We start from the raw sequence: 26094 nt of genomic DNA, 5'->3' as shown, positions 1-26094 counted from the left end.
GATGGCAGTAGGGGTGTTCGATTCGGGACTGGGTGGTCTGACAGTGTTGGATGCGGTGACCAAACGCTTGCCAGATGTCGATTTTGTCTATTTCGGGGACAATGCCCATGCGCCTTACGGGGTGCGCGATGCAGATGACGTCTATGACCTGACCACAAAGGCGGTGGCGCGACTGTGGGAAGAGGGCTGTGACCTGGTGATTCTCGCCTGTAACACCGCCTCGGCCGCTGCCCTGCGCCGGATGCAGGAAAGCTGGATCCCACCCAATAAGCGGGTGTTGGGCGTGTTTGTGCCGCTGATCGAGGCGCTGACGGAACGATCCTGGGGCGACAACACGCCGCCGCGTGAAGTGGAAACCAAACATGTGGCGCTGTTTGCTACCCCTGCCACCGTGGCCAGCCGCGCGTTTCAGCGCGAACTCGCGTTCCGCGCCATCGGTGTGGATGTCGAGGCGCAGAGCTGTGGCGGTGTGGTTGATGCCATTGAAGAAGGCGACATGATCCTGGCAGAGGCGCTGGTGCACTCGCATGTGGATGCGCTGAAACGGAAAATGCCAAATCCCGAGGCCGCCATTCTGGGCTGCACCCATTACCCTTTGATGGAAAAGGAATTTCAGGCGGCACTTGGCCCGGATGTCAAAGTGTTCAGTCAGGCCGGTCTGGTGGCGGAAAGCCTGGCAGATTATCTGGACCGGCATCCGGAGATGAAGGGCGCGGGCACGGAAAGCAAGTTCCTGACCACGGGCAGCCCCGCGCAGGTCTCCTCGCGTGCCACCCAGTTCTTGCGACGAAAGATCACGTTTGAAGCCGCCTGATTGAAGGCTGTCGTAAAAACGATTAGATCATTCCCAACTCGCAAGGAGGTCGTGATGACCCATAAAATCGCTATTCTTGGCGCGTCCGGCTATACCGGCGCTGAACTGGTCCGGCTGATCGCCACCCATCCGACGATGGAAATTGTCGCCCTCTCCGCAGATCGTAAGGCGGGGATGGAGATGGCTGAGGTCTATCCTCATCTGCGTCATCTGGATCTGCCGAAACTGGTCAAGATGGATGAAATCGACTTTTCCAAGGTGGATCTGGCCTTCGCGGCCCTTCCCCACGGGCTTAGCCAGGCGCTGGTGCGTGATCTTCCCGAAAACGTGAAGATTGTTGATCTGGGCGCTGATTTCCGGCTGCGTGATCCGGCGGAATACGAAAAATGGTATGGGGCCGAACATGTGGCCATCGAGCTGCAGAAAACCGCGGTCTACGGCCTGACCGAGTTTTACCGCGATGAGATCAAAGATGCGCGTTTGGTGGCAGGAACCGGCTGCAATGCCGCAACGGTGCAATTTGCGCTGCGCCCCTTGATTTCCAAGGGGTTGGTGGATCTGGACACGATTATCTGCGACCTGAAAAACGGTATTTCGGGTGCTGGGCGGGCGTTGAAGGAAAACATGTTGTTTGCCGAACGCTCGACCGATGTTCTGGGCTATGCGCAGGGCGGAAAACACCGCCATCTGGGCGAGTTTGACCAGGAGTTTTCCCTGCTCGCAGGGCGTGAGGTGCGGATCATGTTCACCCCTCATCTGGTGCCTGTGAACCGGGGCATTCTGGCCGATTGCTATGTGCAGGGCGACCCGGAAGCGATACACGCAGCACTTGTTGAGCAATATCAAGACGAGCCGTTTGTGACCGTGTTACCGATGGGCCAATTGCCCGGCATGGGGCAGGTGATGGGCTCGAACCAATGCCATCTTGGGGTGGTCGGCGACCGCGTTCCCGGTCGCGCCTTGGTCGTCTCGGCCTTGGACAACCTGTGCAAGGGATCGTCAGGACAGGCCCTGCAGAATGCCAACCTGATGCTCGGTGAAAAAGAAACCACGGGACTTGAGCTGGTGCCGGTCTTTCCATAAGGCCCGCCGCTCGCCCGCACGCGAACAGAAAAAAGGAGTGTCCCGCTATGGCTGGGATGAAGAACCTAAAGAAAACCCGCCGGATCCAGATCATCGTTCTGGCTTTTGTGGCACTTGCTATTGCAACGGGTCTGATCGGCTACGCGCTGCAAGACGGGATCAACTATTACCGGTCCCCCAGCGAAGTGATTGCCGAACCGCCCGCTTCTAACGAGGTTTTCCGCATGGGTGGTCTCGTCACCGAAGGCTCGATTGTGCGCGGTCAGGGCGAGACGGTCAGCTTCTCGGTCACCGATGGGGGGGAGATTGTGCCGGTGCGTTTCACCGGGGTGCTGCCGGATCTTTTTGCTGAGAACCAGGGCATGATCGGCACCGGAACCTATGTGGACGGCGTGTTCGAAGCGTCGGAGATCCTCGCCAAACATGACGAGGATTACATGCCCAAAGAGGTGGTCGACAGCCTCAAGGAAACCGGGGTCTACGTGGATCCGAACTCCTGATTTCAACAATCTTAACGTAATTTAACGATCCTTGTCCCCGTTTCAGGTAACGGGGGCGAGGCCCGATGAAAAGCGTTGAAGAGATTGCAGATGAAATCATTGCCCGCGAAGGCGGGTATGTGAATGACCCCGATGATCCGGGCGGGGCGACGAAATACGGGGTCACCCTCAACACCATGCGTGGGCTGGGGATTGATCTGACCGGGGATGGAAAGATCACCTCTCAGGACGTCAAGGCTCTGACCCGCGATCAGGCGCGCGAGATCTTTGTGCGCCATTATTTTCACCGACCCAGAATTGCAGATTTGCCGGCCCCGCTGCAGCCCAGCGTGTTTGACATGTATGTGAATGCAGGCGGGAGCGCGGTGCGTATCCTGCAACGGTTGGTGGGCAAGATGGGCTATGCCGTTGCCGTGGACGGCGTGCTTGGCCCGCGCTCCCTGCGCGCGGTGCGTCTGGCCATGGCCGCAGCCCCGGACCATCTGGCAGACGCGTATGGGATCGAACGGCGCAACTATTATTACCGTCTTGCGGATCAGCGACCGAAATCGCGCAAATACGCGCGCCGCCGCGATGGGGGCAAAGGCGGATGGATCACGCGGGCCGAGGAATTCATCTCGGAAAAATATCATCTTTCGAATCTGGAACATCGGGAAAGGGTCGAAAAATGGGGCTGATTGGTGGCATTTTGAACATTCTGTTTGGTGCCAATCGGAATGTGATCCGGGATACCGCAGAGGTATTTGTTGAAAACCGCGAAGCCGGGGCCGCGCGCGATGCAGATTTGCATCAGGCCACGTTAGAGGCTTATGCGGCGGAGTTCATGGTGGCCCGCAAAGGCGGGTTTGATCGGTTTATGGATGGGCTGAACCGGCTTCCGCGCCCGGCCCTTGCATTGGGGACTCTGGCTCTTTTTCTGGCGGCAATGGTGGATCCGGTCTGGTTTTCCTCCCGAATGCAGGGGGTGGCTTTGGTGCCGGAACCGCTCTGGTGGCTGCTGGGCGCAATTGTGAGTTTCTATTTCGGGGCGCGCCACCAGGCGAAGGGGCAGGCGTTCCAGCAGGAAATCGCCATGTCGCTTGCGCGCACGCCTCAGGTTGTGGCCAATTTGAGGGCTCTTGAGGGGTTGCAGCGCCAAAATGCTACGCAAGCGGATGCCCCACCAGCCCCGCTTTTGCCCCCTGTGCCATCCGGGTCAGTGGATGTATCCGGCAATGCGGCTTTGCAGGATTGGGTGAAAGCTGGGGGAGGGCGCGATGGGCAGTGACCTGATCCTGAAACTTGTGTCAGAGCATGGCCCCTGGGTGCTCTTGGTTTTTTACCTTCTTTACCGGGATCTTCAGAAAGATCAGGCCACGCGGGCTGTGCTGGACAAGAACTCATCCATCCTGATCGAGATCACCACAATTATTCGCGAACGCCTTCCGGCAGGAGGGCGCGAGCGATGACCCGGCTGATTTCCCTTCTCAAAGAGCTGATTTTTGGCGCCAAGCTGCGCCAGTCGATCGAAAGAAACAAACATGCCGCCGCCGAATTGGATGTGGTGGTGCGAGAGGTTTTGCAGAAATGAAACAGGCCTTTGCGTTGATGATGGTGATCGCCGCAGTGTTGCAACTGGGGTATCTTTGGGCGGGATACGAGGCGATTTACCAGATCGGATATGGGGCGATCACGCTGATGGGGTTGATGATTTCGCTGACCTTTCTGTGGCTTTACGTGGTGCGTGCCACGCCGCTTGCCCTGGGAATGGCCTATAGCTGGTCCGGGGCCAGCCTGGTTCTGGGCTGGTGGTGGATCTTCTCGGTGTTGGGGGAACCTGCATGGGCGGCGGAAAGCCCGGCGCATTTCGTGTTCCTGGCCCTGTATCTTGTGGGTGCCCTTCTACACTTTTCCGTGATTAATCGGTCCTTTGGACTGCATGGAGCCATGTTTTTATGGCCCGTGCTCGGGGCGGTGTGTCTGTCGGGCTTGATTTACATCATAAACTGAAAGGGTTTCTTCGGTTTTAAGGACCGGGCACATCGGTTAACGGCGTGACCAGCTGCCGCAGGGCAAAATCCTTAACGGGGCTGGTCGGTCCCCGCGAGAAGGAGTAGGGTTCGCCTCATGATTACTGAACTTGGACATTTTGCGCTGATCATGGCGCTGGGCGTGGCAACCATCCAGATGGTGGTGCCACTGATTGGGGCACATAAGGGCTGGCGCAGCTGGATGGAGCTGGCAGTGCCAGCAGCCACGCTGCAGCTTGCGTTTCTCGTTGTCGCGTTCGGCGCGCTGACCTACGCGTTTGTGACCTCAGATTTTTCGGTGCAGTTGGTTTATTACAACTCGCACAGCGCGAAACCGATGATCTACAAGATCTCGGGCGTGTGGGGCAACCATGAAGGCTCGATGCTTCTGTGGGTGATGAGCGTGTCGTTTTTCGGCGCGATGGCCGCCTGGTTCGGGGGCAACCTGCCGCTGACCTTGCGGGCGCGTGTTCTGTCGGTGCAAAGTGCAATTGCGGTGGCGTTTCTGGCCTTCATCCTCTTTACCTCAAACCCGTTCCTGCGGTTTGAAAGCCCGCCTTTTGATGGGCGGGACCTGAACCCGCTGTTGCAGGATATCGGCCTCGCCATGCACCCGCCCTTCCTCTATCTGGGCTATGTGGGTCTGTCGATGGCGTTCTCTTTTGCCGTGGCTGCCCTGATCGAGGGCCGGATTGACGCCTCTTGGGGCCGCTGGGTGCGCCCCTGGACGCTGGCGGCCTGGGTTTTCCTGACCATCGGCATCGCGCTGGGGTCGTGGTGGGCCTATTACGAGCTGGGCTGGGGCGGTTTCTGGTTCTGGGATCCGGTGGAAAACGCATCCTTCATGCCATGGCTCTTTGCCGCAGCCCTGTTTCATTCCGCCATCGTGGTTGAAAAGCGCGAAAGCCTGAAAAGCTGGACGATCCTTCTGGCAATCCTCGCCTTCGGCTTCTCGATTATCGGCACATTCCTTGTGCGTTCGGGGGTGATCACCTCGGTCCACGCCTTTGCATCGGACCCGGAACGTGGCGTGTTCATCTTGATGATCCTCGCTGTCTTTACCGGTGGTGCGCTGACGCTCTTTGCCGCCCGCGCCAATGCAATGGAAGCGAAAGGTGTCTTTTCAATCGTAAGCCGGGAAAGCGCGCTTGTGTTCAACAATGTGCTTCTCGCGGTGAGCTCAATCGTGGTTTTCATCGGCACGATCTGGCCGCTGATTGGCGAAATATTTGATCGCAAGGTTTCGGTTGGCGCACCGTTTTTCAATGCCGCCTTTATCCCCTTCATGGTTGTGCTTGCGCTGATCTTGCCAATAGGGGCCATGCTGTCGTGGAAACGCGCAAAGCTGGGTCGGGTGGTAAAGCAGCTTGTCCCGGCGTTGATTGCCGCGCTGTCGGTGTTGACCCTGATCTGGGCGATGCAGACCGGAAAGTCGGCGCTGGGGCCGATTGGCATGTTCCTCGGAACCTGGCTGGTGGCGGGCTCTATTGTCGATATCATGGGGCGCACCGGACGAGGGGCCCTTGCCGGGCGCTTGTCACGCCTCACCCGTCTGCCTCGTGCAGATTGGGGCAAATTTGCCGCCCATGTTGGGCTTGGGGTGACCATGATGGGGATCTCGGGGCTGGAAGCGTGGCAATATGAAGATATCCGGACCACGATGGTCGGGGAACCGTTTGAGGTGTCAGGCTATACCGTGACGCTGGAAGAGGTGAACCGCGAGCCGGGACCAAACTACATCTCCACCAAGGCTACCGTTCGGATTGAGCAGGAAGGCGAGACCGTGGCGTTGCTCAATCCTGAGAAACGCGTCTATCCGGTGCAGGGGATGCCAACCACCGAAGCGGCGATTTCCAACGGGTTCTGGAGGGATATCTATGTGGTGATCGGTGATCCTCAAGATGATGGAGGCTGGGCGGTGCGCACCTTTATCAAACCCTTTGTGAACTGGATCTGGTTCGGCTGTACGCTGATGGCGCTGGGGGGGCTGATCAGCTTGTCCGACCGCCGTTTCCGTGTCGCGGCAGGTGCTGCCCGAACCCGTGCCCCGAAAGGAGTGCCCGCAGAATGATGACCCGTATCAAACGTCTGATTGTCGCGGCCGTGGTTCTTGCCAGTCTGGCGACCCCAACACTGGCGGTGAACCCGGATGAAGTGCTGGATGATCCGGTGCTGGAACAACGGGCCCGTGATATCTCGGCGGGTCTGCGCTGCGTGGTCTGCCGGGGGGAGAACATCGACGAAAGCAATGCCGCAATCGCTAAAGACCTTCGTCTGCTGGTGCGCGAGCGTCTGGTGGAAGGGGACAGCAACAGCGAAGTGGTCGCCTTCATCGTTGAACGCTACGGCGAGTATGTGCTGATGAAACCCACCGCCACCGGGGCAAATATTGTGCTGTGGCTGGCTGGGCCGGTGTTGTTCCTGATCGCGGCGATCACAGGTGTGATCTATCTGCGCCGCCGCGCACAGGGACGCGAAAAGGATGACGGGTTGTCTAAGGATGAAGCCAGACGCCTTGAAGAGTTGATGGAGGGCTAAGGCGTTTCGGCACAAACATGTGTTTCAGGGGTGCCCTGAAACACTTTAGGCGGGCGATCAGCCTCGTTCAAATGACCGTTTGATTGCAGAAAGGGGAGCGTGCCGTCACGTTCCCCTTTTTGCCGTCCGCTTGGTCAGCTATAAATGTGCCAAGCTCAGGGAGAATGCGATGAAATACGACACGATCACCTATGAAATCACTGACGGGCTGGCGGTTCTGACCCTGAACCGGCCGGATAAGATGAATGCGCTCAATACCCAGATGCGCGCCGAGATTGCCCATGCGGTGACGGATGCCGGGAACAACGCCCGCACCCTGGTGATCGTGGGAGAAGGGCGCGCCTTCTGCTCGGGGCAGGATCTGGGGGACCGCGCCAATGCGGATTCAGTGGATCTGGAGCGCACCCTGAAGGATGAATATGAACCGCTGTTGCATGCGATTTATAATGCGCCGATTCCGGTGATCTGCGCGGTCAACGGCGCGGCTGCCGGGGCAGGGGCGAATATCGCGCTGGCCGCTGACGTGGTGATCGCGAAGGAAAGCGCCTATTTCATGCAGGCGTTTTCGCGCATCGGCTTGATCCCGGATGCGGGCGGCACCTATTGGATGCCGCGCACCATGGGCTTTGCCAAGGCAATGGGCGCGGCCCTTTTTGCTGAGAAACTGTCTGCGAAAGAGGCCGACGAGCTGGGACTGATCTGGGAATGCGTGGCGGATGACGCTTTTGAAGCGGCCTGGAAAGCGCGCGGTGCCTATCTTGCCAATGGTCCGACCATGAGTTTTGCCAATATCAAAAAGGCGATGCGTGCGTCGCTGACCAACTCTCTGGACGAACAACTGGCGCTGGAGGCCCATCTGCAAGGCGAATGTGGCCGCTCGCGTGATTTCAAAGAAGGCGTTCTGGCCTTCCTCGAAAAGCGCAGGCCGAAATATGAAGGGCGTTGACTGGCCCCGCGCGGGTTTTATCGAAAGCTCGCTTGTCGATCGGCCTTTATCTTACCTGATATCGAGACTTTATGCGGCAAGGTAACAGGGTTGTTACAACAAGCTAACAGGATTGTTGCGGCAAGGTAACAGGATTCCAGCAATCAATAATAGTTAACTCAAATGCTACATGTAGCGGCTGGAGAATAATGGTTATCTCTCGCAGAGCGAATCAATCTTTCCTAGAGGGGAAACTATAAATGACAAATCTTTCCAAATGTTTGCTGGCTTCAGGTCTTGCATTCACTGCGGCATTTCCTGCCCAGGCAGAACTGTCTTTCTCCGGCAGCATCGGTGCCAGTGTTGGCACGTCTGCGTTCCTAAACTCGGACGAAGAATATGAGTATTCTTCGGAAGACCTGTTCAAGCTGGACGGTCAATTGCGCGCCGAGATGGGCAACTGGGCCTTCATGATTGATGCTTCGCATTTTGGGCGCGACCTGGATGGCAAGGTCTTCAGTGATTACGCCCCCAGTCGGGCAAGTGCTCTGGGCCTGCACGCGGGATATATGTGGGGTGAAAACTATGTCGGCGTTTTCGCCGGGCGAAACTGGTTCCAGGGAGAAGAGGCCGGCTCTGTAAATGGTACCGAAAGCGGAAACCTCTATGGCATCGAGGGCCAGTTCGAGCTGGCAAACGGCACCACAGGTTTCTTTGGACAGCTGGGCAGGGCGGAATTGGCCGGAGACGACCGTGACACCGGGTTTGAGGGCACCTTCGTCCGCCTCGGCATGACGCAGGCGATCACTGACAAGCTCAATCTAATGATTGACTTGGAATACGGTCGCTCTTCTGACCTGTTCGAGGATGAGGAGGATTGGGGTGATTACAAGTCAGTCGGTATCAAGGCCGCGTATGCGTTCCAGCCGCGTTTGATCGGTGAGGCCGGCATTGATCTCATGAATATCGCCGCCAACGAAGAAGACCATGGCAATGACTATCGCGCCTATCTGGGGGTGCGTATTCCGTTCGGGGCAGAGGGTGCGAAAATCTCGCCTCTGACGACCACCTACAAGCCGGGTCTGGCTGCGGCTTGGGCGGAAGCGCTGGACTGATCTGCACTGAGTGTCAGCGCCGAATAAACGTAAAAAAGGCCGCCCTTGGGGCGGCCTTTTGTTGGAGCAGGTGGGCTTCAGCGGGTTTCTACATCCGTGTAATCGCGGGCGGTGGCACCGAGATAGAGCTGACGCGGACGACCGATCTTCTGGCCCGGATCACCCAGCATCTCTTTCCATTGCGAAATCCAGCCCACGGTGCGCGACAGCGCGAAGATCGGGGTGAACATCGAGGTCGGGAAGCCCATGGCCTCCAGAATGATGCCGGAATAGAAATCCACGTTCGGGTAGAGTTTCTTGTCAACGAAATACGGATCTTCCAGCGCGATGCGCTCCAGTTCCTTGGCCACTTTCAGGGTTTCGTTGTCTTCGATGCCCAGAAGGCCCAGCACTTCGTCGGCGCTTTCCTTCATCACCTTGGCACGCGGGTCGAAGTTCTTGTAGACGCGGTGACCAAAGCCCATCAGGCGGAACGGATCGTTCTTGTCCTTGGCGCGGGCCACATATTCCGGGATGTTCTCAACCGACCCGATTTCACGCAGCATTTCCAGGCAGGCCTGATTGGCGCCACCATGGGCAGGGCCCCACAGACAGGCGATCCCGGCGGCGATACAGGCGAACGGGTTGGCACCCGACGACCCGGCCAGACGCACGGTCGAGGTCGAGGCGTTCTGTTCGTGATCTGCGTGCAGGGTAAAGATCCGGTCCATGGCGCGGCTCAGGATCGGGTTCACCACATATTCTTCGGCAGGCACGGCGAAACACATGCGCAGGAAGTTCGAGGCATAGTCCAGATCGTTGCGCGGATACACAAACGGTTGGCCGATCGAGTATTTGTAGGCCATCGCGGTGATGGTCGGGATCTTGGCGATCATGCGAACCGCTGCAACTTCGCGCTGCCACGGGTCATTGATGTCAAGCGAGTCATGATAGAAGGCTGACATGGCCCCCATCACGCCGGTGATGATCGCCATCGGGTGTGCGTCGCGACGGAAGCCCGAGAAGAACTTGATCATCTGCTCATGCACCATCGTGTGGTTGGTCACGCGGCTTTCGAAATCCTCAAGCTCGGTGGCCGAAGGCAGTTCACCGTAAAGCAGCAGGTAGCACACTTCGAGGTAATGCGATTTTTCCGCCAGCTGGTCGATCGGATAGCCGCGATACAGAAGCTCGCCCTTGTCGCCATCAATGAAGGTGATGGTTGAATCGCAGCTTGCCGTCGAGGTGAAGCCCGGGTCATAGGTGAAGACATCGCCCTGGGCATAGAGCTTGCGAATGTCGATCACATCCGGGCCTGCCGTCGGCGAGTACATCGGCAATTCCAGTTCCTTGTCGCCAAATGTGAGTTTCGCGGTTCCGGTTTGTTCAGCCATTCTAGTTCCCTTCGTGCAAGACCCGGCCCGTTCAGGCGGGTGGTGTCGTATTGGTATATTATGTGCTCGCGTCGTTTAGTCGGGCAATGGTTTCGTCCGGCCCAAGCACCAGCATCATGTCAAAAACGCTGGGGGTTACGGCACGTCCCGCGAGGGCAGCGCGCAGTGGGGCGGCCAGCTTTCCGAACTTCAGCCCATGGGCTTCGGCAAGGCCATTGAGGATCCCCTCAAGCGTGTTGCGATCCCAGCTAGCATTTTGCAGCTGCGGCGTCAATTCTCTCAGTATACTACGGGATACATCGTCCAGCGCCTTTTGGGCCTTCTCATCGCGATCCAATGGACGAGATGCCAAAACAAAATGAGCTTTTTCAGTGAGTTGAGGGAAGGTTTTGGCGCTGGTTTTCAGCACATACATCGCTTTTGACAAAAGTTCACTTTGCAGTGCTGTCAGGTCAACTTCTCCTGTGACGCTACGGAATGCTGCATATGCGGCTAAAATCGCCTCGTCTTCCATTGCGGCCATATGCTGACCGGACAGGTTGTCGAGCTTCTTGAAATCGAACCGGGCAGGAGATTTGCCGATTCCCTTCAGGTCAAACCATTCGAGCGCCTGCGCATCCGAGAAGAACTCGTCATCCCCATGCGACCAGCCCAGTCGGGTCAGGTAATTGCGCATCGCTTCAGCCGGATATCCCATCGCCTGATATTCCTCGACCCCCAACGCGCCATGGCGTTTCGACAGCTTCTTGCCGTCGGGGCCATGGATCAGTGGAATATGGGCCCAGACCGGAATGTCCCAACCCATGGCATGATAGACAAGTTGCTGACGGGCTGCGTTGTTCAGGTGGTCATCCCCCCGAATGGCATGGGTCACCCCCATATCATGATCGTCCACAACAACGGCCAGCATATAGGTGGGTGTGCCATCGGAACGTAAACAAATCATGTCATCGAGCTGATCATTGCGGATCGTGACATTGCCCTGCACCGCATCTTCGATCACCGTGACGCCCTCACGCGGGGCTTTCAGGCGCACCACGAAGGGGGCGTCGGGGTGGGTGGCCGGATCCGCATCGCGCCAGGGCGATTGATAGAGGGTGGATTTCCCCTCGGCCTTGGCCTGATCGCGGAAGGCCTGGATCTCGTCCTGGGTGGCGAAGCATTTATAGGCATAACCCTTGGCCAGCATCTCATGCGCCACTTCTGCATGACGGTCCGCGCGGTCAAACTGAGAGATCACCTCTCCATCGTGATCGAGCCCAAGCCACTCCATGCCCCTCAGGATCGCATCTGTCGCTTCGGGCGTTGAGCGCGCCCGGTCGGTGTCTTCGATGCGCAGCAGAAACTTGCCTCCGCGGCCGCGGGCGTAAAGCCAGTTAAACAGCGCCGTGCGGGCACCGCCGATATGCAGATAACCGGTGGGCGAGGGGGCGAAGCGGGTGACGACCTGATCAGCGTTCATGAGATGTTAACCTTTTGGAAACCATGTGAGGCGTATGCCTGTAGATGCGTTAAGGGCGTGTTAAAGCAAAAGGGAGGCCAAGAACAAGCGTGCTGGCCAGGATCAGCCCCTTATCTGTCATGCAGGCGGGCCTCACCCGGGTCGAACGGGAACGGGGACGGTTCCTGCACTGGGTGCCGATTTTCCTCGGAACAGGGGTCGGGATCTATTTCCTGTTGCCGGTAGAGCCGGGCCCTCTTGTTTACGGAGCACTTGTTGTTCTCCTCCTCCTCTCTGTCCTGATCACCCGTTTTTGGCCCTGGGGGCTTGGCCCTGTGTCTCGGGGCGTGGCATTGATTGCCGCCGGGATTTTCCTGGCCGGGGCAAGGGCGCATTACGTGGCGGCGCCGGTTCTCGACTTTCGCTATTACGGCCCGATTGAGGGGCGGATCATTGCCATGGACCGCTCGCAAAAAGAAGCGGTGCGGCTGACCTTGGATCAGATCCGGCTGGCGGATACGTCCCCGGATCGGGTGCCACGAAAGGCGCGGATATCCCTTTATGGGGATGACAGTTTCACCACGCCGCAGATCGGGATGCGTGTGGCCGCGACCGCCCATCTGTCCGGCCCGAACGGCCCGGTTGAACCCGGAGGGTTCGATTTTCAGCGCATGGCGTGGTTCAGGGGGATCGGGGCAATTGGCTATACCCGCAACCCGGTGCTGGAACTTGAACCGCCGGATGGCGGCTGGGGTGTGGTGCAGATCAATCGCTTGCGCATGGCGCTTTCGGCCTGGGTGCAGGGGATCCTGCCCGGCGAAGCGGGCGCATTTGCCGCCGCCATCATCACGGGGGATCGTTCTGCGATCAGCCGTCCCACATTGGAGGCGTTGCGTGGATCGAACCTTGCGCATCTGCTGGCCATTTCCGGGTTACATATGGGGCTGCTCACCGGGTTTGTCTATCAGGCTGTGCGCTATCTGATGGCATTGTTGCCCGGATTGGCCCTGCGACGCCCGACCAAGAAAATCGCGGCGGTTCTGGCGATTGGGGCAGGTGCATTCTATTTGCTTCTGTCCGGGGGAAACGTGTCGACCGAACGGGCCTTTATCATGGTGAGCACCATGTTTGTCGGCGTCCTGTTTGACCGCCGCGCGCTGAGCCTGAGGGCCGTGGCCATGGCGGCGGTGATTGTTCTTTTGCTGCATCCCGAAGCCCTGACCGAACCCGGTTTCCAGATGTCGTTTGCCGCGACCACGGCACTGGTGGCGGTGTTCGGCTGGCTTGGTCCTTATCGGCGGTTTTTCGGGCCGCGCTGGTTTCAGCCGGTTGTGGCGGTGGTGCTGTCCTCTGCCGTGGCAGCGGCCGCGACAGCCCCGTTTGCGGCGGCGCATTTCAATCAGGTCAGCCATTTTGGCCTGTTGGCCAATCTTCTGTCCGTGCCGCTGATGGGCAGTATTGTCATGCCCGCGGCGGTGCTTGCGGCATTGCTCAGCCCGTTTGGGCTGGGCTGGGTGGCGATCAAGGTGATGGGCCCACCGATCAACTGGATCATTGGCGTTGCCGGTTATGTTTCCTCACTGGATGGAGCGGTTGGCTATGTGCCGCAGCCGATGTCTTCGGTCTTGCCCTTGGTGGCGTTCGGAGGGCTTTTGCTGGTTTTGCTGACCCGGTGGGAAAAGCTGCTGGGGGCGCTGGTGTTTGGGGGTGGGCTGTTTTTATGGAGCAGTGTCGACAGACCCCCGGTCCTGATCAGCCAGACAGGTGGATTGGTTGGTGTCATGACCGAGCAGGGGCGTGCTTTGTCCAAACCCAAGGGAGAGGGGTTTGCGGCTCGGATCTGGCTGGAAAACGATGGTGCGCCCGCAGAGCAGGTTGAGGCCTATGCGCTTGGGGCCTTTATGGGGGACAACGGCTATGCCGAACTGGCTCTTGCCGGGCTGCCCATGGTGCATCTCAGTGGAAAACGCGGGGCGGGACGATTGGTTGAGGCCTGTGCCACCGGGGGGATTGTGGTCATGAACCAGCCCCCTGAGGCGAAGATGTCGCCAGATTGCTGGATCATCAGCCCCACCGATTTGCGCGAGACCGGCTCCCTTGCGCTGTGGCCTCAGGGGACAGGCTGGCGCATGATTACGGCGCGCGATCAGCAGGGGGAGCGGTTGTGGACCCGCTGGTAGCGGCGGATATTGATTGCCCGACCCAAAGACCCTAGCCTGTGGCGATGTGGCAAGGAGCGCGGAAATGGTCGAAACCGTTGGCAAAATCACCTTCTGGGGCGTGGAAGTCTTTGTGGCCATTGCCGATGAGCGCGCAATTTCCGCAGCGGCGCGGCGCCTCGGGGCAAGCCCCTCTGCCGTCAGCCAGCAACTGAGCAACCTGGAACTGTCGCTGGGGGCGGAGCTTTTCAATCGGTCTGCCCGGCCGTTGACCCTGACCCCGGCGGGTGAGCTGTTTCTGAAAAGGGCCCAGGCCATTTTGAACGAAGCCGCGCAGGCTCGTGCAGAACTGGCCCAGAGTGAACTGGCCAGCTTGATGCGCCTACGGCTTGGCGTGATTGAGGACCTTGACGCGGAAGTGACACCGCTATTGCTGACACAGCTTTCACAACAGCTTGGAACAACTCAGTTTTTGCTGGAAACCGGGGCGTCGCATCGGTTGTATGAGCAGTTGGAGGCACGGGCGCTGGATGTGATTGTCGCCGCTGACATTGGTGCAGCGGCCCATTGGATGGAGATCCACCCCATGTTGCAGGATCCCTTTGTGGCTGTTGTGCCAAGGGGGTATCTGCGTGGCAAGGACAGTGCAGCGCTGCTCTCTTATCTGCCCCTGGTACGATATAGTGCGCGCCATTACATGGGGCGGCAGATTTCCGACTATATCGCACGGCACCATTTGCGCATGGAATGCCGGTTTGAACTGGACAGCTATCACGCGATCATGGCGATGGTGGCAAAGGGCGGGGCGTGGAGCGTGCTCACGCCGCTGGCCTATCTTCATGCGCAGCAATTTCGTGAGGATGTCGAGTTGGTGCCCCTGCCTTTTGGCGCGCTGAAGCGGCAGATCTCTTTAGTGGCGCGGCGCGATGTGCTGGGAGGACTCCCGCTGGATATCGCACAATCGCTACAAAGCATTTTGTCGCAAACCGTGCTGGAGCCTGCGCTGGCAGAAATGCCGTGGTTGCAAAAGGACTTGCGGCTGCTTTGAGGGCAAGATTTCTGCTTGGCGGGGGCCGACCGGGGCGTATTTCAAAGAAAACTAGAAAACTAGAAAACTAGAAAACTAGAAAACTAGAAAACTAGAAAACTAGAAAACTAGAAAACTAGAAAACTAGAAAACTAGAAAACTAGAAAACTAGTTTTCTGGTTTTCTGTGCGGTCAGCGTGGGGGCTGTTTCAGGCCCATCTCAGGCGGCGGAGTGTTGCCGGTGTTGCACAACCTCATCCGCGGCCTTGATCAGCGCCTGTGCGATGTATTCCAACTCATTTTGTTTCAGGCGAACAGGCAGGCGCGTGTCACAGGCGCGCATCAGCATTTTGCGGGTTTGCGGCAAGGGGCCCGGATCCGGAATGAACTGCCAGTTCCAGAACGCCCGCGCGTTGTCTTCACTGGCCCCAAACACCTGAATGGATACGCCGCGCGCCTTGGCCGCATCCTGAAATTTCAGCGTTTCCTGATCGGAAAATCCAACAAGGTTAAACTGGATCGAATCCGGGGCGCGGGTTTCCGGTTCGAGCGGGGGCGGGACCGCCAGCCAGGGGCTTTGGTTCAGGCGTTCGGCGACATAGTCATGATTGGCCAATCCGTCTGTGACCCGTCTGGAAAGCTCGGGGATCTGGGGGCGGATGACTGCCGCAGACAGGTTTGACAGGCGGGTATTGTAGAGAGGCAGCCTGTTTTGCCAACGGGCAAAGGCATCTGTAAGCTCAGGCGAGTTGTCTCCGTGGGGCGTTTTGTGCTTTTTCCAGTTATGCTCGTAAGCGCCGGACATGATGATGGCACGGGCAGCGAGGTTGGCATCGTCCGTAATCAGGATGCCCCCTTCGCCAGCATTCAGCATTTTATAGCTCTGGAAAGAAAAACAGCCAATTTTGCCGATGGTGCCAATTTTCCGGTCATGCCAAAGCGTGCCAAGAGAATGGGCCGCATCTTCAATCACCGGGACACCGCGCGCATCGCACAGTGCCATGATGGCGTCCATGTCCGACGTATGCCCACGCATGTGGCTAATGATCACCGCACCGATATCGTCTTGCAGCTTTGCCTCGAAATCAGTCAGGTCCACGCGATAATTGTCGCCAACTTCGACCAGCACGGGCACGCAATCCGCATGAATGACGGAGCTGGGGACAGCGGCGAAGGTGAAGGCGGGAATGATCACCTTGGTGTCGCGTGGCAGGTCGAGCGATTTGAGCGAAAGAAACAGCGCGGCTGAGCAGCTCGCCACCGCCACCGCATATTTCGCCCCCATCTCTGCGGCGAATTCTTCTTCAAGAAGCGCAACCGGCGCATCCTGGGCAGCGGTATAGCGAAACAGATCCCCCGATTGCAGCAGGCGATCAATTTCAGCGCGTGCGGCAGCCGGGATGGGTTCGGCGTCATAGACATTGGGGGCAAGCGACATGGGATCTCCTGCTTTGTCAAAGGCGATTGGGGCTGATAGCGGGTTTGATTTTCAGCTTTCCCAAAACTACTCTTTCAAAATACTAAAACAGGTTGCGGGGGCTGGCCATAAAAAACCCGCCTTCCGTCCAGGGAAAGCGGGCTTTCTGCGCGTGATCATCGCTCAGATCAGACGTTCAGCAGAAGGTGTTCACGCTCCCACGGGCTGATAACCTGCAGGAATTCTTCATATTCCGTCCGTTTGATGATGGAATAGACACGGGCAAAATCCGGTCCAAGGATGTTTTGCATTTCCGTGGCGTTATCAAACAGATCCAGGGCGCTTCCCAGCCCGTTGGGGATGTCCCCTTCGCCTTCATACGCGTCCCCCCTGTATTGGGCATTGGGGCGTTTTTGTTCGACCAGTCCAAGATACCCGGCCGCAAGTGAGGCGGCGATCCCGAGATAGGGGTTGCAATCCATTCCGCCAATCCGGTTTTCAACCCGTCGGGCCTTGGGTGACGCGATCGGCACACGAATGCCCGTGGTGCGATTGTCACGTCCCCATTCCAGATTGATCGGGGCGGCGTTGTCCTTCACATAACGGCGATAGGAGTTCACGTAAGGGGCAAGAACGGCAACGGCGCTGGGCAGGTGGTTCTGCAGACCCGCGATAAAATGGAAAAACGCATCCGTCTCCCCGCCTTGCGGGCCGGTAAAGATATTTTCGCCCGTTTCACAATCCAGAACCGAATGATGGATATGCATGGCCGATCCCGGCTCTTCCTCAATCGGTTTGGCCATGAAGGTGGCAAAGCAATCGTGGCGCAGCGCGGCTTCACGGATCAGCCGTTTGAAGTAGAACACCTCGTCGGCCAGTTTGATCGGGTCGCCGTGGATCAGGTTGATTTCCAGCTGACCGGCGCCGCCTTCCTGCGTGATCCCGTCAATCTCGAAACCCTGCGCTTCGGCAAAGTCGTAAATATCGTCGATCACCGGGCCAAATTCATCAACGGCCGTCATCGAATAGGCCTGCCGTGCGGCAGCGGGACGTCCGGATCGGCCCATCATGGGTTTGATCGCTTCAGCCGGGTCCAGATTGCGGGCAACGAGATAGAACTCCATTTCCGGGGCCACAACCGGCTCCCACCCTTTGGCACGGTATAACTCAACCACCCGTTTCAGGACGTTGCGAGGAGAGAAGGGCACCGGCTCGCCATTGCGGTCATAAGCGTCATGGATCACCTGCAGGGTCCAGTCTCCGGTCCAGGGGGCGGCCGTGGCGGTGGACATATCAGGCTTCAGGATCATGTCGCGTTCGATAAACCCCTCGTCCCCTGCAGCTTCCCCCCAATCTCCGGTGATGGTTTGGAAAAAGATGCTATCCGGCAGGTGAAAATGCTCCTGCCGGCCAAACTTTGCCGCCGGAACCGCTTTGCCGCGGGCAATGCCCGGCAGATCAGAGATCACACATTCCACTTCGTCCAGACGTTTCCCGTGCAGATAATCCTGCGCTGCTTCCGGCAGGGTGTCGATCCAGGCGGTTGTCGTTTTGTTGGACTGTCCCATCATTTTGCCCCTTTTTTCAGAACCTGCGCCATGCGTTCCGCAAAACGGGCATTGTCGGTGGATGTCGAAAGCTGCTGCTCTGCCTCATCCAGCAGCGCATCCGGCACCTTGCCGCGCCCCCGATGTTCAATCAGCCCGGCAATCAGATCTGCGGTGAATTCCGGATGTGGTTGGATTGTTAGGATCCTGTCTCCGTAGATCACCGCGGCATTGGCACAAAAATCGGTTGATGCGATCACCTCGGCGCCTTCGGGCAATTCGGTCACCTGATCCTGATGCCAGGCATTAAGCGCAAGCACCTCATCGCCGAAATCATATTCCGTCCGGCCAACGGACCAGCCACCAGCAAACTTCTCAACCTTGCCGCCCAAGGCCTGCGCGATGATCTGATGCCCAAAGCAGACGCCGACCAGGGGCTGTCCTGCCGCACGAATGTCGCGGATCAGCTCTTCCAGCGGTCCGATCCAGTCATGGTCCTCATAAGCGCCATGTTTGGATCCGGTAATCAGCCAGCCATCCGCAGCGTCGATGCCCGGAGGGAACTCTCCATCCACCACCGAAAAAATCTCGAACTCAAACCCATGCCCATCGAGGAGCCGGGTAAACATTTCGCCGTAATTGCCGACACTGTCTCGAACTTCGTCGGGCGAATGGCCCGCTTGCAGGATACCGATCTTCATGTGACACCAAATTTGATCAAATTTCGCTCCTAACCTAGACGAGCAGATGCGGCCCGGCAAGCCACTTTGAAGAAGGGATGTCAGGATCGGCGCTCATAAAGGATAGTACAGGCAGGAACGCCTGTTTTCACGGCTTATTTTCTTGTCACAAATATCCCGGGGTGAGCCTCGAAGAGGTGAGGGGCAGCGCCCCTTTCCCCGTCAAGCGCCCCCCGCCAAGCGAGCCTTGAGACGGCTGGCTGAGTCGGACACGAAAGGTCCTTTACAGCCACATTATCCTACCGAAACAGGTTCAAGCGGCCCCTGGCAGGTGCGCGCCGTTCCTGCGGCAGGTGCCGGTTCAGATGCCGGTTGGCCAGGCCAAAAATCGTTATCACCACCAGCGTAAGCAGGATGAAATACATCGCAAGGATCGGGTATGGGACAAACGGGTTGAAGGTCTTGTCCGCAAAATAGCTGGCGTAATAGAGCGCATCCCCCTGCTGGCCGCGCACCGGAAAACTGGAAAAGGACACCAGGGCCGTGGCATGAAACAGAAAGATCGCCTCGTTTGTATAAGATGGCCAGGCCAGCCGTAGCATGGTTGGAAAGGTGATCCGCCGGAACCGGGTGAGCCCCATGATCCCGTAGGCATCCGCCGCTTCCAGATCCCCTTTGGGGATGGACCGAAGCGCGCCATAAAAGATCTCGGCAGAATAGGCGGAGGTATTGCAAAAGAGCACAACCGTCGCCCCAAGCCAGGCGGCGGTCAGCGGCTGAAACACAGGATAGGCCTGTTTCAGCGACAAAAACACCGCATAGGCAAAGAAAAACTGGATGAACAGCGGAGAGCCGCGGAACACATAGATGAAAAACTCTGCCGGTTTTCGGGCGAGCGCATGACGGCTGTTCTTGCCCATCGCCAGAAGCACGGCAAAGAAAAAGCCAAAGAAGATCGCCACGACGCCGTAATAGATATTCCAGATCATCCCAGAGCCAATCAGGGTAAACTGGTCACACAGGGTGAAATCCGTGCGCGGCAGCAGTCGTTCTCCATACCCGATCGAGCGGAGCGCGTAGTCCTGAATGGTTTGAAGACAGCTCATGCCGCGGCCTTTCTTTGTGCTTCCCCGGCTGCGGTGGCCTGACCTTTGGACAGGCGGGCCGAGATCTTTTTGAAGACGCGCTCCGACAGGCTGGTAAAGGCCAGGTAAAACACCAGCAGTCCAAAATAATAATACATATGCCAGTTGGAATGCGGGTAGTCCGAGAACTTGGCCGTTTTGGTCGCGCCCAGTTCCTTGGCCCAATACACCGCGTCTTCGACCCCCAGAAGGAACAGAAGGGGCGTGGCCTTGATCAGGATCATCCACAGGTTACTGAGGCCGGGCAGGGCGTAAACCCACATCTGCGGCACCATGATCCGCCAGAACGCCTGCCGATGGGACATGCCATAGGCCTCGGCGGTTTCCATCTGCGCCCGCGGCACCGCCTTCATCGCACCAAAGATCACATTGGCCGCAAAAGCGCCGAACACGATGGAGAAGGTCAGCACAGCCAGGAAAAACCCATAGGTCTCATGCATCCATTGCGCACTGGTCGACAGCGGCAGCTTCGCCTGCGCACAGACCACGAAATCATTGCCCTGCCGGATCGGATCGGTCCAGTCGGGGCATTTCACCTTGTGGCGCATCCATTCAAACGCCTGATCCAGCGCAATCACAAAGAACAGGAAGAACGCAATATCCGGCACACCACGCACGATCGAGGTATAGGCTTTGCCGATCCAGCGAAACGGCGCAAAGCGTGCGCGCGAGGCCATGGCCCCCAGAAAGCCAAACCCAAGGGCCACCGGCGCGGTGATTGCCAACAACACCAGAACCGTCCCGAAAGACAGGTAGAAAGACATGTGCTTGCCCGTGGTCAGGTAGCACGAAAGCCACTGAAAGCCTTCAAGCGTCGAGGGGTCGGTGCAGTAGGAAAACATCGCAGGATCCGAAGGGCGGGGGCCATGAGCGGTCTGCATCGGGTGGGAGTGCAAGCCCGTCAGGCGGCCAGGTTTGAAAGGGGGCCCGCCAATCCGGCAGGCCCCGAACATCAGAAAGTCAGATCACCACTGTGACGAGACTTCCCATTTTGCGATCAAGGTGTTCAGCGTGCCATCGTCTTTCATCGACTGGATAGCGGCGTCGAATTTGGCGCGCAGTTCAGGATCCGATTCACGAAATCCCATGCCCACACCGTCACCGATGGCTTCCGTCCGCTCCAGCATCACCAGCCCCTCTTGGCTGATCATGCTGTCAAGGAACGACTTGTCTGCCAGAACGGCGTCAGCTTCGCCGTTTTTCACCGCGGCTACGGTTTCTTCCGGGGTCGCAAACTCGATCAGGGTCCAGCCCTGAGCGGCCACAAAGCCGGCCTGAATGGTGGTGGCCTGTGCGGCAACCACGGCGTTGGCCGGGTCCACATCTGCCGACATGGCGGCATAGGCCGAAGGATCGGGCGGCGTATAGGCCTGGGTGAAGTCGATCACTTCGTCGCGTTCGTCGGTGATCGACATGCCCGCGATGATGGTGTCATAGTTGCCCGACACGAGGTTCGGAATGATGCTGTCCCAGTCGTTTTTCACCCAGGTGCATTCCAGCTCGGCGCGTTTGCAAAGCTCGTCGCCCAGCTCGCGCTCGAACCCGTCAATCTCGCCATTGTCATTGACGAAGTTCCACGGAGCATAGGCGCCTTCGGTGCCCATGCGCACAGTGTCCGCCATAGCGAACCCTGCGCTCACAGCCAGGGCGGCCGTGGTCAGGATCAGTTTCTTCATATTGTTCTCCCTTGGTTATTCTGTTGTTAGTCTGCGGATAACCCGCTGAAAATCAATGTCGAATGTCGCGACCTTAGCTTCAGGCCGGTTGCGAATGGGACAGGAATTGTTTCAGGCGGTCACTTTTCGGATTGCCAAACAATTCTGCGGGGGCGCCTTCCTCTTCGACCAGACCCTGATGCAGGAACACGACGTGGTCCGAGATGTCGGCGGCCATGCGCATGTCATGGGTCACGATGACCATGGTGCGCCCCTCGGCGGCCAGATCCTTGATCACCTTGATCACCTCTTGTTCCAGCTCGGGATCAAGCGCCGAGGTCGGTTCATCAAACAGCAGGGCGCGCGGTTCCATGCACAGCCCGCGCGCAATCGCCGCGCGTTGCTGCTGGCCGCCCGACAGCTGCGAGGGCCACATGTCGCATTTGTCGCCAATGCCGACCTTGTCAAGATAGTAACGCGCCTTCTCCTCTACCTCTGCCTTGTCACGGCCCATCACCGTGATTGGTGCCTCCATCACGTTTTGCAGAATGGTCATGTGGGACCAGAGGTTGAACTGCTGGAACACCATCGACAGGTTGGTGCGGATCCGGGTGACCTGTTTGCGGTCTGCCGGGTGGCGATCCAGCCCGTGCCCACGCCAGGCAATCGGCTCGCCTTCGAACCTGATCTCTCCCTGCTGGCTTTCCTCAAGCAGGTTGGCGCAGCGCAGAAGAGTGGATTTGCCGGAGCCGGAAGAGCCGATCAGCGACACCACATGGCCACGCGGGGCGACAAGATCGACCCCTTTCAGAACTTCCAATGCGCCATAGCTTTTATGCAGGTCGCGGATTTCGATCACGGGCGTGTCAGCAGTGTGTGCAGGGTCAGATATCGTGTCTGGGGTCACAGAATGGATCCGGAGTTGCCTTGTTCATTGACCCGCGAGTAGGGCGCAAATCTTGCACAAATGCAACGGCGAAAAGGCGGTGGCGTTGGGTAAGCTTTGGCTAAAGGGCGGTAATTCCGACGATTTGTCAGTGAGGTGTGCCGGGGACCGGAGCGACACACGTCTGGCGGGTGCCGCGCCCGGCCGGACTATCCCTTCTGGGCCCGGATCCGAGCCAGGTTCGAATCGCGGTCATTGACCCCCAGAAGATGCGCCACCATCCTCATCAGGGCGTCCTCTTCCTCGGCGCGAGTTCCATCCGCGAGGACCACCGACCAGGCGGCTTCGATCACCGCAACACGGTCTTCAAGCCCCACCGCATCCTTGATCGCCCGGGTAAAGCGGACAGTGTCAGGGGCCTGGGTTTCGAAGGTTTCGGCCTGATGCCTCAGGGCTGCGGCTGCGTCCGGAGACAGACCGTAGCGATCGGTGAGAGCCGCATCTATCGCGGCGATTTCCGTCGCCGCATAATCCCCGTCGGACCGCGCCAGCCGCACCAGCAGCGCGGACAGGGCAAGCTGGGCGTCGTCCTGATTGAGGGGCGAGGGGGCGGGGGCAAACAGCCGGTCGAACAATGAAGCAATCATGGGATCAGTTATAGGGGGGCAAGGGCGCGCTGAAAAGGTGGATCACAAAGGGTTTTGGGGTGGGCAGGGGATCGGGTGTATCCCCTGTGCTCCCATGTGGTGAGAAAGGGGCGCTGCCCCTCGCGCTGCGCGCTCACCCCGGGATATTTGTGGCAAGAGGAAGAGCGCGGCGGCTCAGCCCCCATATCCTTCGATGATGATCAGATCGCCGCTGCTGACGGGGTCGCGCAGGGATTTGGCCTGTTGGTAGGCGGCGCTGGCATAGCAGTCTTTTGCGGCCTGATAGCTTGGAAACTTGATCACAACATTGCGGGAACGGGCCGATCCTTCGACGGTTTCAAACGTGCCGCCCCTGACCAGAAAGCGCGCGTCGAACGCGGCGAAGGCGGGGCCGTTGGCCGCAACGTATTTCTTGTATTCTTCGAGGTTCGAGACGTCGATCCGGCCAATCCAATATCCTTTGGGCATATTCACATCCATCTGTTGTCGACTTGGGAAAAGGGGGGGCGGACGGCAAGGTGCCGAGCTTTTTTGGTCGCGGCCCACCAGGCGTGGCAACCCGCTGTGATGTGTCAGGGCGCCCCGTTCGCATTGGTGATATCGTCGCGGGTCAGCCCAAGCTCGCGGGCGACACGGGTGACAAAACAGCTTTCCTCATCGCGCACGATCCCGTCGGCACGAGAGACCCCCCAGAGGGCGGAAAGCATCTGAAGGCGGGTTTCAGAGGAAACGCCTTCGCGCACCAGCGCGGTCAGTTCGGAGGTGTCCGGGGCTTCGGCCTCGAGTTTTTCGCAGGTGGCGCGGGCTTTGGCCGCCTCGACGGGGTTGAGGTTTCCATATCGGGAAAACAGCCTGTCGATCATGGCGATTTCTTCCACAGCGTAGTTCTGATCGGCCTTGGCAAGCCGCACCAAAAGAACCCCCATGGCAATCCGCCCATCCAGTTCGGGCAGAGGGGGGGCCTCTTGCGGGGTTTTTCGGAACTTCTGAAAGAATTCGGACAGCATGGGATCCTCTCCTGTGTTGCGGCGAGCCTAAAGCGTTTCGATTTTAATCTAAAGCGTTTCTACATATTGTTGGATCACAATAAAGCGTTTCGGTTTCAACCTGACACAGGGCAAAACCGAAACGCGGCAAGAGGCATCTCAGCTGTGGCGTTTCTGGATCTACATGTGCCCCGGCATTCCTCCAGAATGTTTTCGCGAAGGAGGCATGCGCCGACAACAGGGCAACAAAAAAGCGCGCCGCAGCTGTGCGACGCGCCTTTGATGTCAGGGTTGGCAGGGTCAGACCAGACGTTCCACCTCTTTTGCCGCGCGGATGAAATCGGCGAACAAGGGGGCGGGATCGAAGGGTTTCGATTTCAGTTCCGGGTGGAACTGCACACCGATAAACCAGGGATGATCTTTCCACTCAACGATTTCGGGCAGGCGGCCATCGGGTGACATGCCCGAAAATTGCAGCCCGCAGGCTTCAAGCTGATCCCGGTATTGCGCATCCACCTCGTAGCGATGGCGGTGGCGCTCTTCCAGTTCGGTTGCGCCGTAGATGCGCGCGACGTTTGATCCTTCGCTCAGCGTGGCGGAATAGGCCCCAAGGCGCATGGTGCCGCCCTTATCGTCGCCTAGCTTGCGCTTGACCTTGTAATTGCCCTGCACCCATTCCTTCAGGTGGTAGATGACGGGGGTGAAGCGGGTCTGCCCCGCCTCGTGGTCAAACTCTTCCGATCCTGCATCAGCGATGCCGGCCACGTTGCGCGCGGCCTCGACCACGGCCATCTGCATGCCCAGACAGATGCCCAGATAGGGGATCTTGCGTTCCCGGGCAAACTGCGCTGCCTTGATCTTGCCTTCGGTGCCGCGTTCGCCAAACCCGCCGGGCACGAGGATTGCGTGGAACCCTTCCAGATGCGGGGCAGGGTCGCCCTTGTCGAAAAGCTCGGCATCGACCCATTCCAGTTTCACCTTGGTGCGGTTGGCCATGCCGCCGTGGGTCAGCGCCTCTTTGATCGACTTATAGGCATCTTCGAGTTGGGTATATTTGCCCACAACGGCCACTTTCACCTCGCCCTCGGCATTGTGAATGCGGTCTTCCACATCTTCCCAGCGGCGCAGGTCCGGTTTCGGGGCTGGCGCGATCTGGAAGGCGTCCAGAACGGCCTGATCGAGGCCAACCTTGTGATAGGCCATCGGCGCTTCGTAGATGGATTTCAGGTCATAGGCGGGGATCACGGCTTCCTGGCGCACGTTACAGAACAGGCCGATCTTGGCGCGTTCCTTGTCCGGGATCGGGTGTTCCGAGCGGCAGACCAGCACGTCAGGGGCGATACCGATCGAGCGCAGCTCTTTCACGCTGTGCTGGGTCGGTTTGGTTTTCAGTTCTCCCGAGGCGGCCAGATAGGGCAGCAGGGTCAGGTGCATGAAGATACATTGCCCACGCGGGCGTTCCTGGCTGAACTGGCGGATTGCTTCGAAAAAGGGCAGGGCTTCGATATCGCCCACCGTGCCACCGATTTCGCACAGCATGAAATCAACCTCGTCATCACCAATGGCAATGAAGTCTTTGATTTCGTTGGTGACATGCGGGATCACCTGGATGGTTTTGCCCAGATAGTCCCCGCGCCGCTCTTTCTCCAGCACATTGGTGTAGATCCGGCCGGATGAGACAGAATCGGTGTTGCGCGCGGCCACGCCGGTGAAGCGTTCGTAATGGCCCAGATCAAGATCGGTCTCGGCCCCATCGTCGGTCACAAACACCTCGCCATGCTCAAACGGGCTCATCGTGCCAGGGTCGACATTCAGGTAAGGGTCCAGTTTGCGCAGGCGAACCGAATAGCCACGGGCCTGCAACAGTGCCCCCAAAGCGGCCGAGGTCAGCCCTTTGCCAAGAGAAGAAACAACACCACCGGTGATGAAGATGTAACGTGCCATAAGCTTGGCTGCCCCCGTGAAAATGGGCCTCTTGCGCTTTGCTGAGAGGCCCGGTCAATTCTTTTGGAATACGCAAAAACCTGTCGGTGACGGGCCCCTGCGAATCCGCGTTCCACGGGATTTAAGACTTACACGATTCCGGCCACCCGCGCAACCGAACCGCAAGATAAAGGGCGGAAAAACCGCCCTTTCACAATCTGTAG

27 protein-coding genes are annotated in these 26094 nt (G+C 58.5%); 14 read left to right on the top strand and 13 right to left on the bottom strand.

All coding sequences use genetic code 11. The annotated features are described in order from the left end of the window. Position 1: 1 nt before the first annotated feature. From murI to AKJ29_RS07345, 12 genes are all read left to right on the top strand, one after another. Positions 2 to 814 (top strand): glutamate racemase, encoded by an 813-nt coding sequence (murI, locus tag AKJ29_RS07395; RefSeq protein ID WP_055189490.1) that lies wholly within the window; start codon positions 2 to 4, stop codon positions 812 to 814. Positions 815 to 868: 54 nt separating this feature from the next. Continuing rightward, positions 869 to 1897 carry an N-acetyl-gamma-glutamyl-phosphate reductase gene (argC, locus tag AKJ29_RS07390; protein WP_055189488.1) on the top strand — a complete coding sequence of 343 codons (1029 nt, stop codon included), beginning with the start codon at positions 869 to 871 and terminating at the stop codon, positions 1895 to 1897. A gap of 56 nt (positions 1898 to 1953) precedes the next feature. After that, positions 1954 to 2397: a cytochrome c maturation protein CcmE gene (ccmE, locus tag AKJ29_RS07385; RefSeq protein ID WP_055190468.1), complete on the top strand. Its 444-nt coding sequence runs from the start codon at positions 1954 to 1956 to the stop codon at positions 2395 to 2397. A gap of 65 nt (positions 2398 to 2462) precedes the next feature. Beyond that, positions 2463 to 3074, top strand: coding sequence for a holin-associated N-acetylmuramidase (locus AKJ29_RS07380; protein ID WP_055189486.1), 612 nt, complete (start codon positions 2463 to 2465; stop codon positions 3072 to 3074). Beyond that, a complete protein-coding gene (locus AKJ29_RS07375) occupies positions 3065 to 3664 on the top strand; it encodes a holin family protein (RefSeq protein ID WP_055189484.1) in 600 nt (199 codons plus the stop codon). Before AKJ29_RS07380 ends, AKJ29_RS07375 begins: the two co-directional genes overlap by 10 nt. Continuing rightward, entirely contained in the window at positions 3654 to 3845 is a 192-nt protein-coding gene (locus AKJ29_RS07370; RefSeq protein WP_055189483.1) for a hypothetical protein, read from the top strand. Before AKJ29_RS07375 ends, AKJ29_RS07370 begins: the two co-directional genes overlap by 11 nt. Further along, positions 3842 to 3967, top strand: coding sequence for a hypothetical protein (locus AKJ29_RS20310; protein WP_256415703.1), 126 nt, complete (start codon positions 3842 to 3844; stop codon positions 3965 to 3967). The genes AKJ29_RS07370 and AKJ29_RS20310 overlap by 4 nt, the downstream gene beginning before the upstream one ends. Continuing rightward, a complete protein-coding gene (locus AKJ29_RS07365) occupies positions 3964 to 4386 on the top strand; it encodes a hypothetical protein (protein WP_055189481.1) in 423 nt (140 codons plus the stop codon). The genes AKJ29_RS20310 and AKJ29_RS07365 overlap by 4 nt, the downstream gene beginning before the upstream one ends. A 117-nt stretch (positions 4387 to 4503) precedes the next feature. After that, entirely contained in the window at positions 4504 to 6477 is a 1974-nt protein-coding gene (locus tag AKJ29_RS07360) for a heme lyase CcmF/NrfE family subunit (protein ID WP_055189479.1), read from the top strand. Continuing rightward, on the top strand, positions 6474 to 6944 hold the full coding sequence (locus AKJ29_RS07355) for a cytochrome c-type biogenesis protein (protein ID WP_409360020.1): 471 nt from the start codon (positions 6474 to 6476) through the stop codon (positions 6942 to 6944). The genes AKJ29_RS07360 and AKJ29_RS07355 overlap by 4 nt, the downstream gene beginning before the upstream one ends. A gap of 169 nt (positions 6945 to 7113) precedes the next feature. After that, positions 7114 to 7890, top strand: a complete 777-nt coding sequence (locus AKJ29_RS07350; RefSeq protein ID WP_055189477.1) for an enoyl-CoA hydratase-related protein — start codon at positions 7114 to 7116, stop codon at positions 7888 to 7890. 239 nt (positions 7891 to 8129) lie between these two features. Continuing rightward, positions 8130 to 8984, top strand: coding sequence for a hypothetical protein (locus AKJ29_RS07345; protein ID WP_055189476.1), 855 nt, complete (start codon positions 8130 to 8132; stop codon positions 8982 to 8984). Between the two features lie 77 nt (positions 8985 to 9061). Here the strand turns inward: AKJ29_RS07345 and gltA are convergent, their stop codons facing one another. Further along, a complete protein-coding gene (gene gltA / locus AKJ29_RS07340) occupies positions 9062 to 10357 on the bottom strand; it encodes a citrate synthase (RefSeq protein WP_055189474.1) in 1296 nt (431 codons plus the stop codon). A gap of 58 nt (positions 10358 to 10415) precedes the next feature. Then, positions 10416 to 11819 (bottom strand): glutamate--tRNA ligase, encoded by a 1404-nt coding sequence (gene gltX, locus AKJ29_RS07335; protein ID WP_055189473.1) that lies wholly within the window; start codon positions 11817 to 11819, stop codon positions 10416 to 10418. 89 nt (positions 11820 to 11908) lie between these two features. Here gltX and AKJ29_RS07330 point away from each other — a divergent pair, with 89 nt between their 5' ends. Further along, positions 11909 to 13978, top strand: a complete 2070-nt coding sequence (locus AKJ29_RS07330; protein ID WP_235477339.1) for a ComEC/Rec2 family competence protein — start codon at positions 11909 to 11911, stop codon at positions 13976 to 13978. Between the two features lie 64 nt (positions 13979 to 14042). After that, positions 14043 to 15005, top strand: coding sequence for a LysR family transcriptional regulator (locus AKJ29_RS07325; protein WP_055189471.1), 963 nt, complete (start codon positions 14043 to 14045; stop codon positions 15003 to 15005). A 199-nt stretch (positions 15006 to 15204) separates the two neighbouring features. On the opposite strand, the gene AKJ29_RS07320 is transcribed toward AKJ29_RS07325, so the two are convergent. From AKJ29_RS07320 to AKJ29_RS07270, 11 genes are all read right to left on the bottom strand, one after another. Further along, entirely contained in the window at positions 15205 to 16422 is a 1218-nt protein-coding gene (locus AKJ29_RS07320; RefSeq protein WP_055189469.1) for a DegT/DnrJ/EryC1/StrS family aminotransferase, read from the bottom strand. A 167-nt stretch (positions 16423 to 16589) separates the two neighbouring features. Further along, complete coding sequence (locus AKJ29_RS07315) at positions 16590 to 17969, bottom strand: glutamine synthetase family protein (protein WP_055190462.1); 1380 nt, start codon at positions 17967 to 17969, stop codon at positions 16590 to 16592. Then, on the bottom strand, positions 17969 to 18649 hold the full coding sequence (locus AKJ29_RS07310; protein WP_055189467.1) for a type 1 glutamine amidotransferase: 681 nt from the start codon (positions 18647 to 18649) through the stop codon (positions 17969 to 17971). Before AKJ29_RS07310 ends, AKJ29_RS07315 begins: the two co-directional genes overlap by 1 nt. Before the next feature lie 278 nt (positions 18650 to 18927). Beyond that, entirely contained in the window at positions 18928 to 19734 is an 807-nt protein-coding gene (locus AKJ29_RS07305; RefSeq protein ID WP_055189465.1) for an ABC transporter permease, read from the bottom strand. Beyond that, on the bottom strand, positions 19731 to 20615 hold the full coding sequence (locus tag AKJ29_RS07300; RefSeq protein ID WP_055190460.1) for an ABC transporter permease: 885 nt from the start codon (positions 20613 to 20615) through the stop codon (positions 19731 to 19733). Before AKJ29_RS07300 ends, AKJ29_RS07305 begins: the two co-directional genes overlap by 4 nt. A gap of 123 nt (positions 20616 to 20738) precedes the next feature. Further along, positions 20739 to 21449, bottom strand: a complete 711-nt coding sequence (locus tag AKJ29_RS07295) for a transporter substrate-binding domain-containing protein (RefSeq protein WP_055189463.1) — start codon at positions 21447 to 21449, stop codon at positions 20739 to 20741. Positions 21450 to 21528: 79 nt separating this feature from the next. Then, positions 21529 to 22287, bottom strand: a complete 759-nt coding sequence (locus tag AKJ29_RS07290) for an ABC transporter ATP-binding protein (RefSeq protein WP_235477338.1) — start codon at positions 22285 to 22287, stop codon at positions 21529 to 21531. Between the two features lie 236 nt (positions 22288 to 22523). Beyond that, positions 22524 to 22961, bottom strand: a complete 438-nt coding sequence (locus tag AKJ29_RS07285; protein ID WP_055189461.1) for a tellurite resistance TerB family protein — start codon at positions 22959 to 22961, stop codon at positions 22524 to 22526. A 174-nt stretch (positions 22962 to 23135) separates the two neighbouring features. Next, positions 23136 to 23429 carry a DUF1330 domain-containing protein gene (locus tag AKJ29_RS07280; RefSeq protein WP_055190456.1) on the bottom strand — a complete coding sequence of 98 codons (294 nt, stop codon included), beginning with the start codon at positions 23427 to 23429 and terminating at the stop codon, positions 23136 to 23138. A 104-nt stretch (positions 23430 to 23533) separates the two neighbouring features. Beyond that, on the bottom strand, positions 23534 to 23968 hold the full coding sequence (locus AKJ29_RS07275; protein WP_055189459.1) for a tellurite resistance TerB family protein: 435 nt from the start codon (positions 23966 to 23968) through the stop codon (positions 23534 to 23536). Positions 23969 to 24247: 279 nt separating this feature from the next. Continuing rightward, positions 24248 to 25891 carry a CTP synthase gene (locus AKJ29_RS07270; protein WP_055189457.1) on the bottom strand — a complete coding sequence of 548 codons (1644 nt, stop codon included), beginning with the start codon at positions 25889 to 25891 and terminating at the stop codon, positions 24248 to 24250. Between the last annotated feature and the right edge of the window lie 203 nt (positions 25892 to 26094).

It is taken from the genome of Aliiroseovarius crassostreae, assembly GCF_001307765.1.
Taxonomy (GTDB): Bacteria; Pseudomonadota; Alphaproteobacteria; order Rhodobacterales; family Rhodobacteraceae; genus Aliiroseovarius; species Aliiroseovarius crassostreae.
Note: the sequence above shows the minus strand (reverse complement) of the source record. Positions and strands in the feature narration are given on the sequence as shown.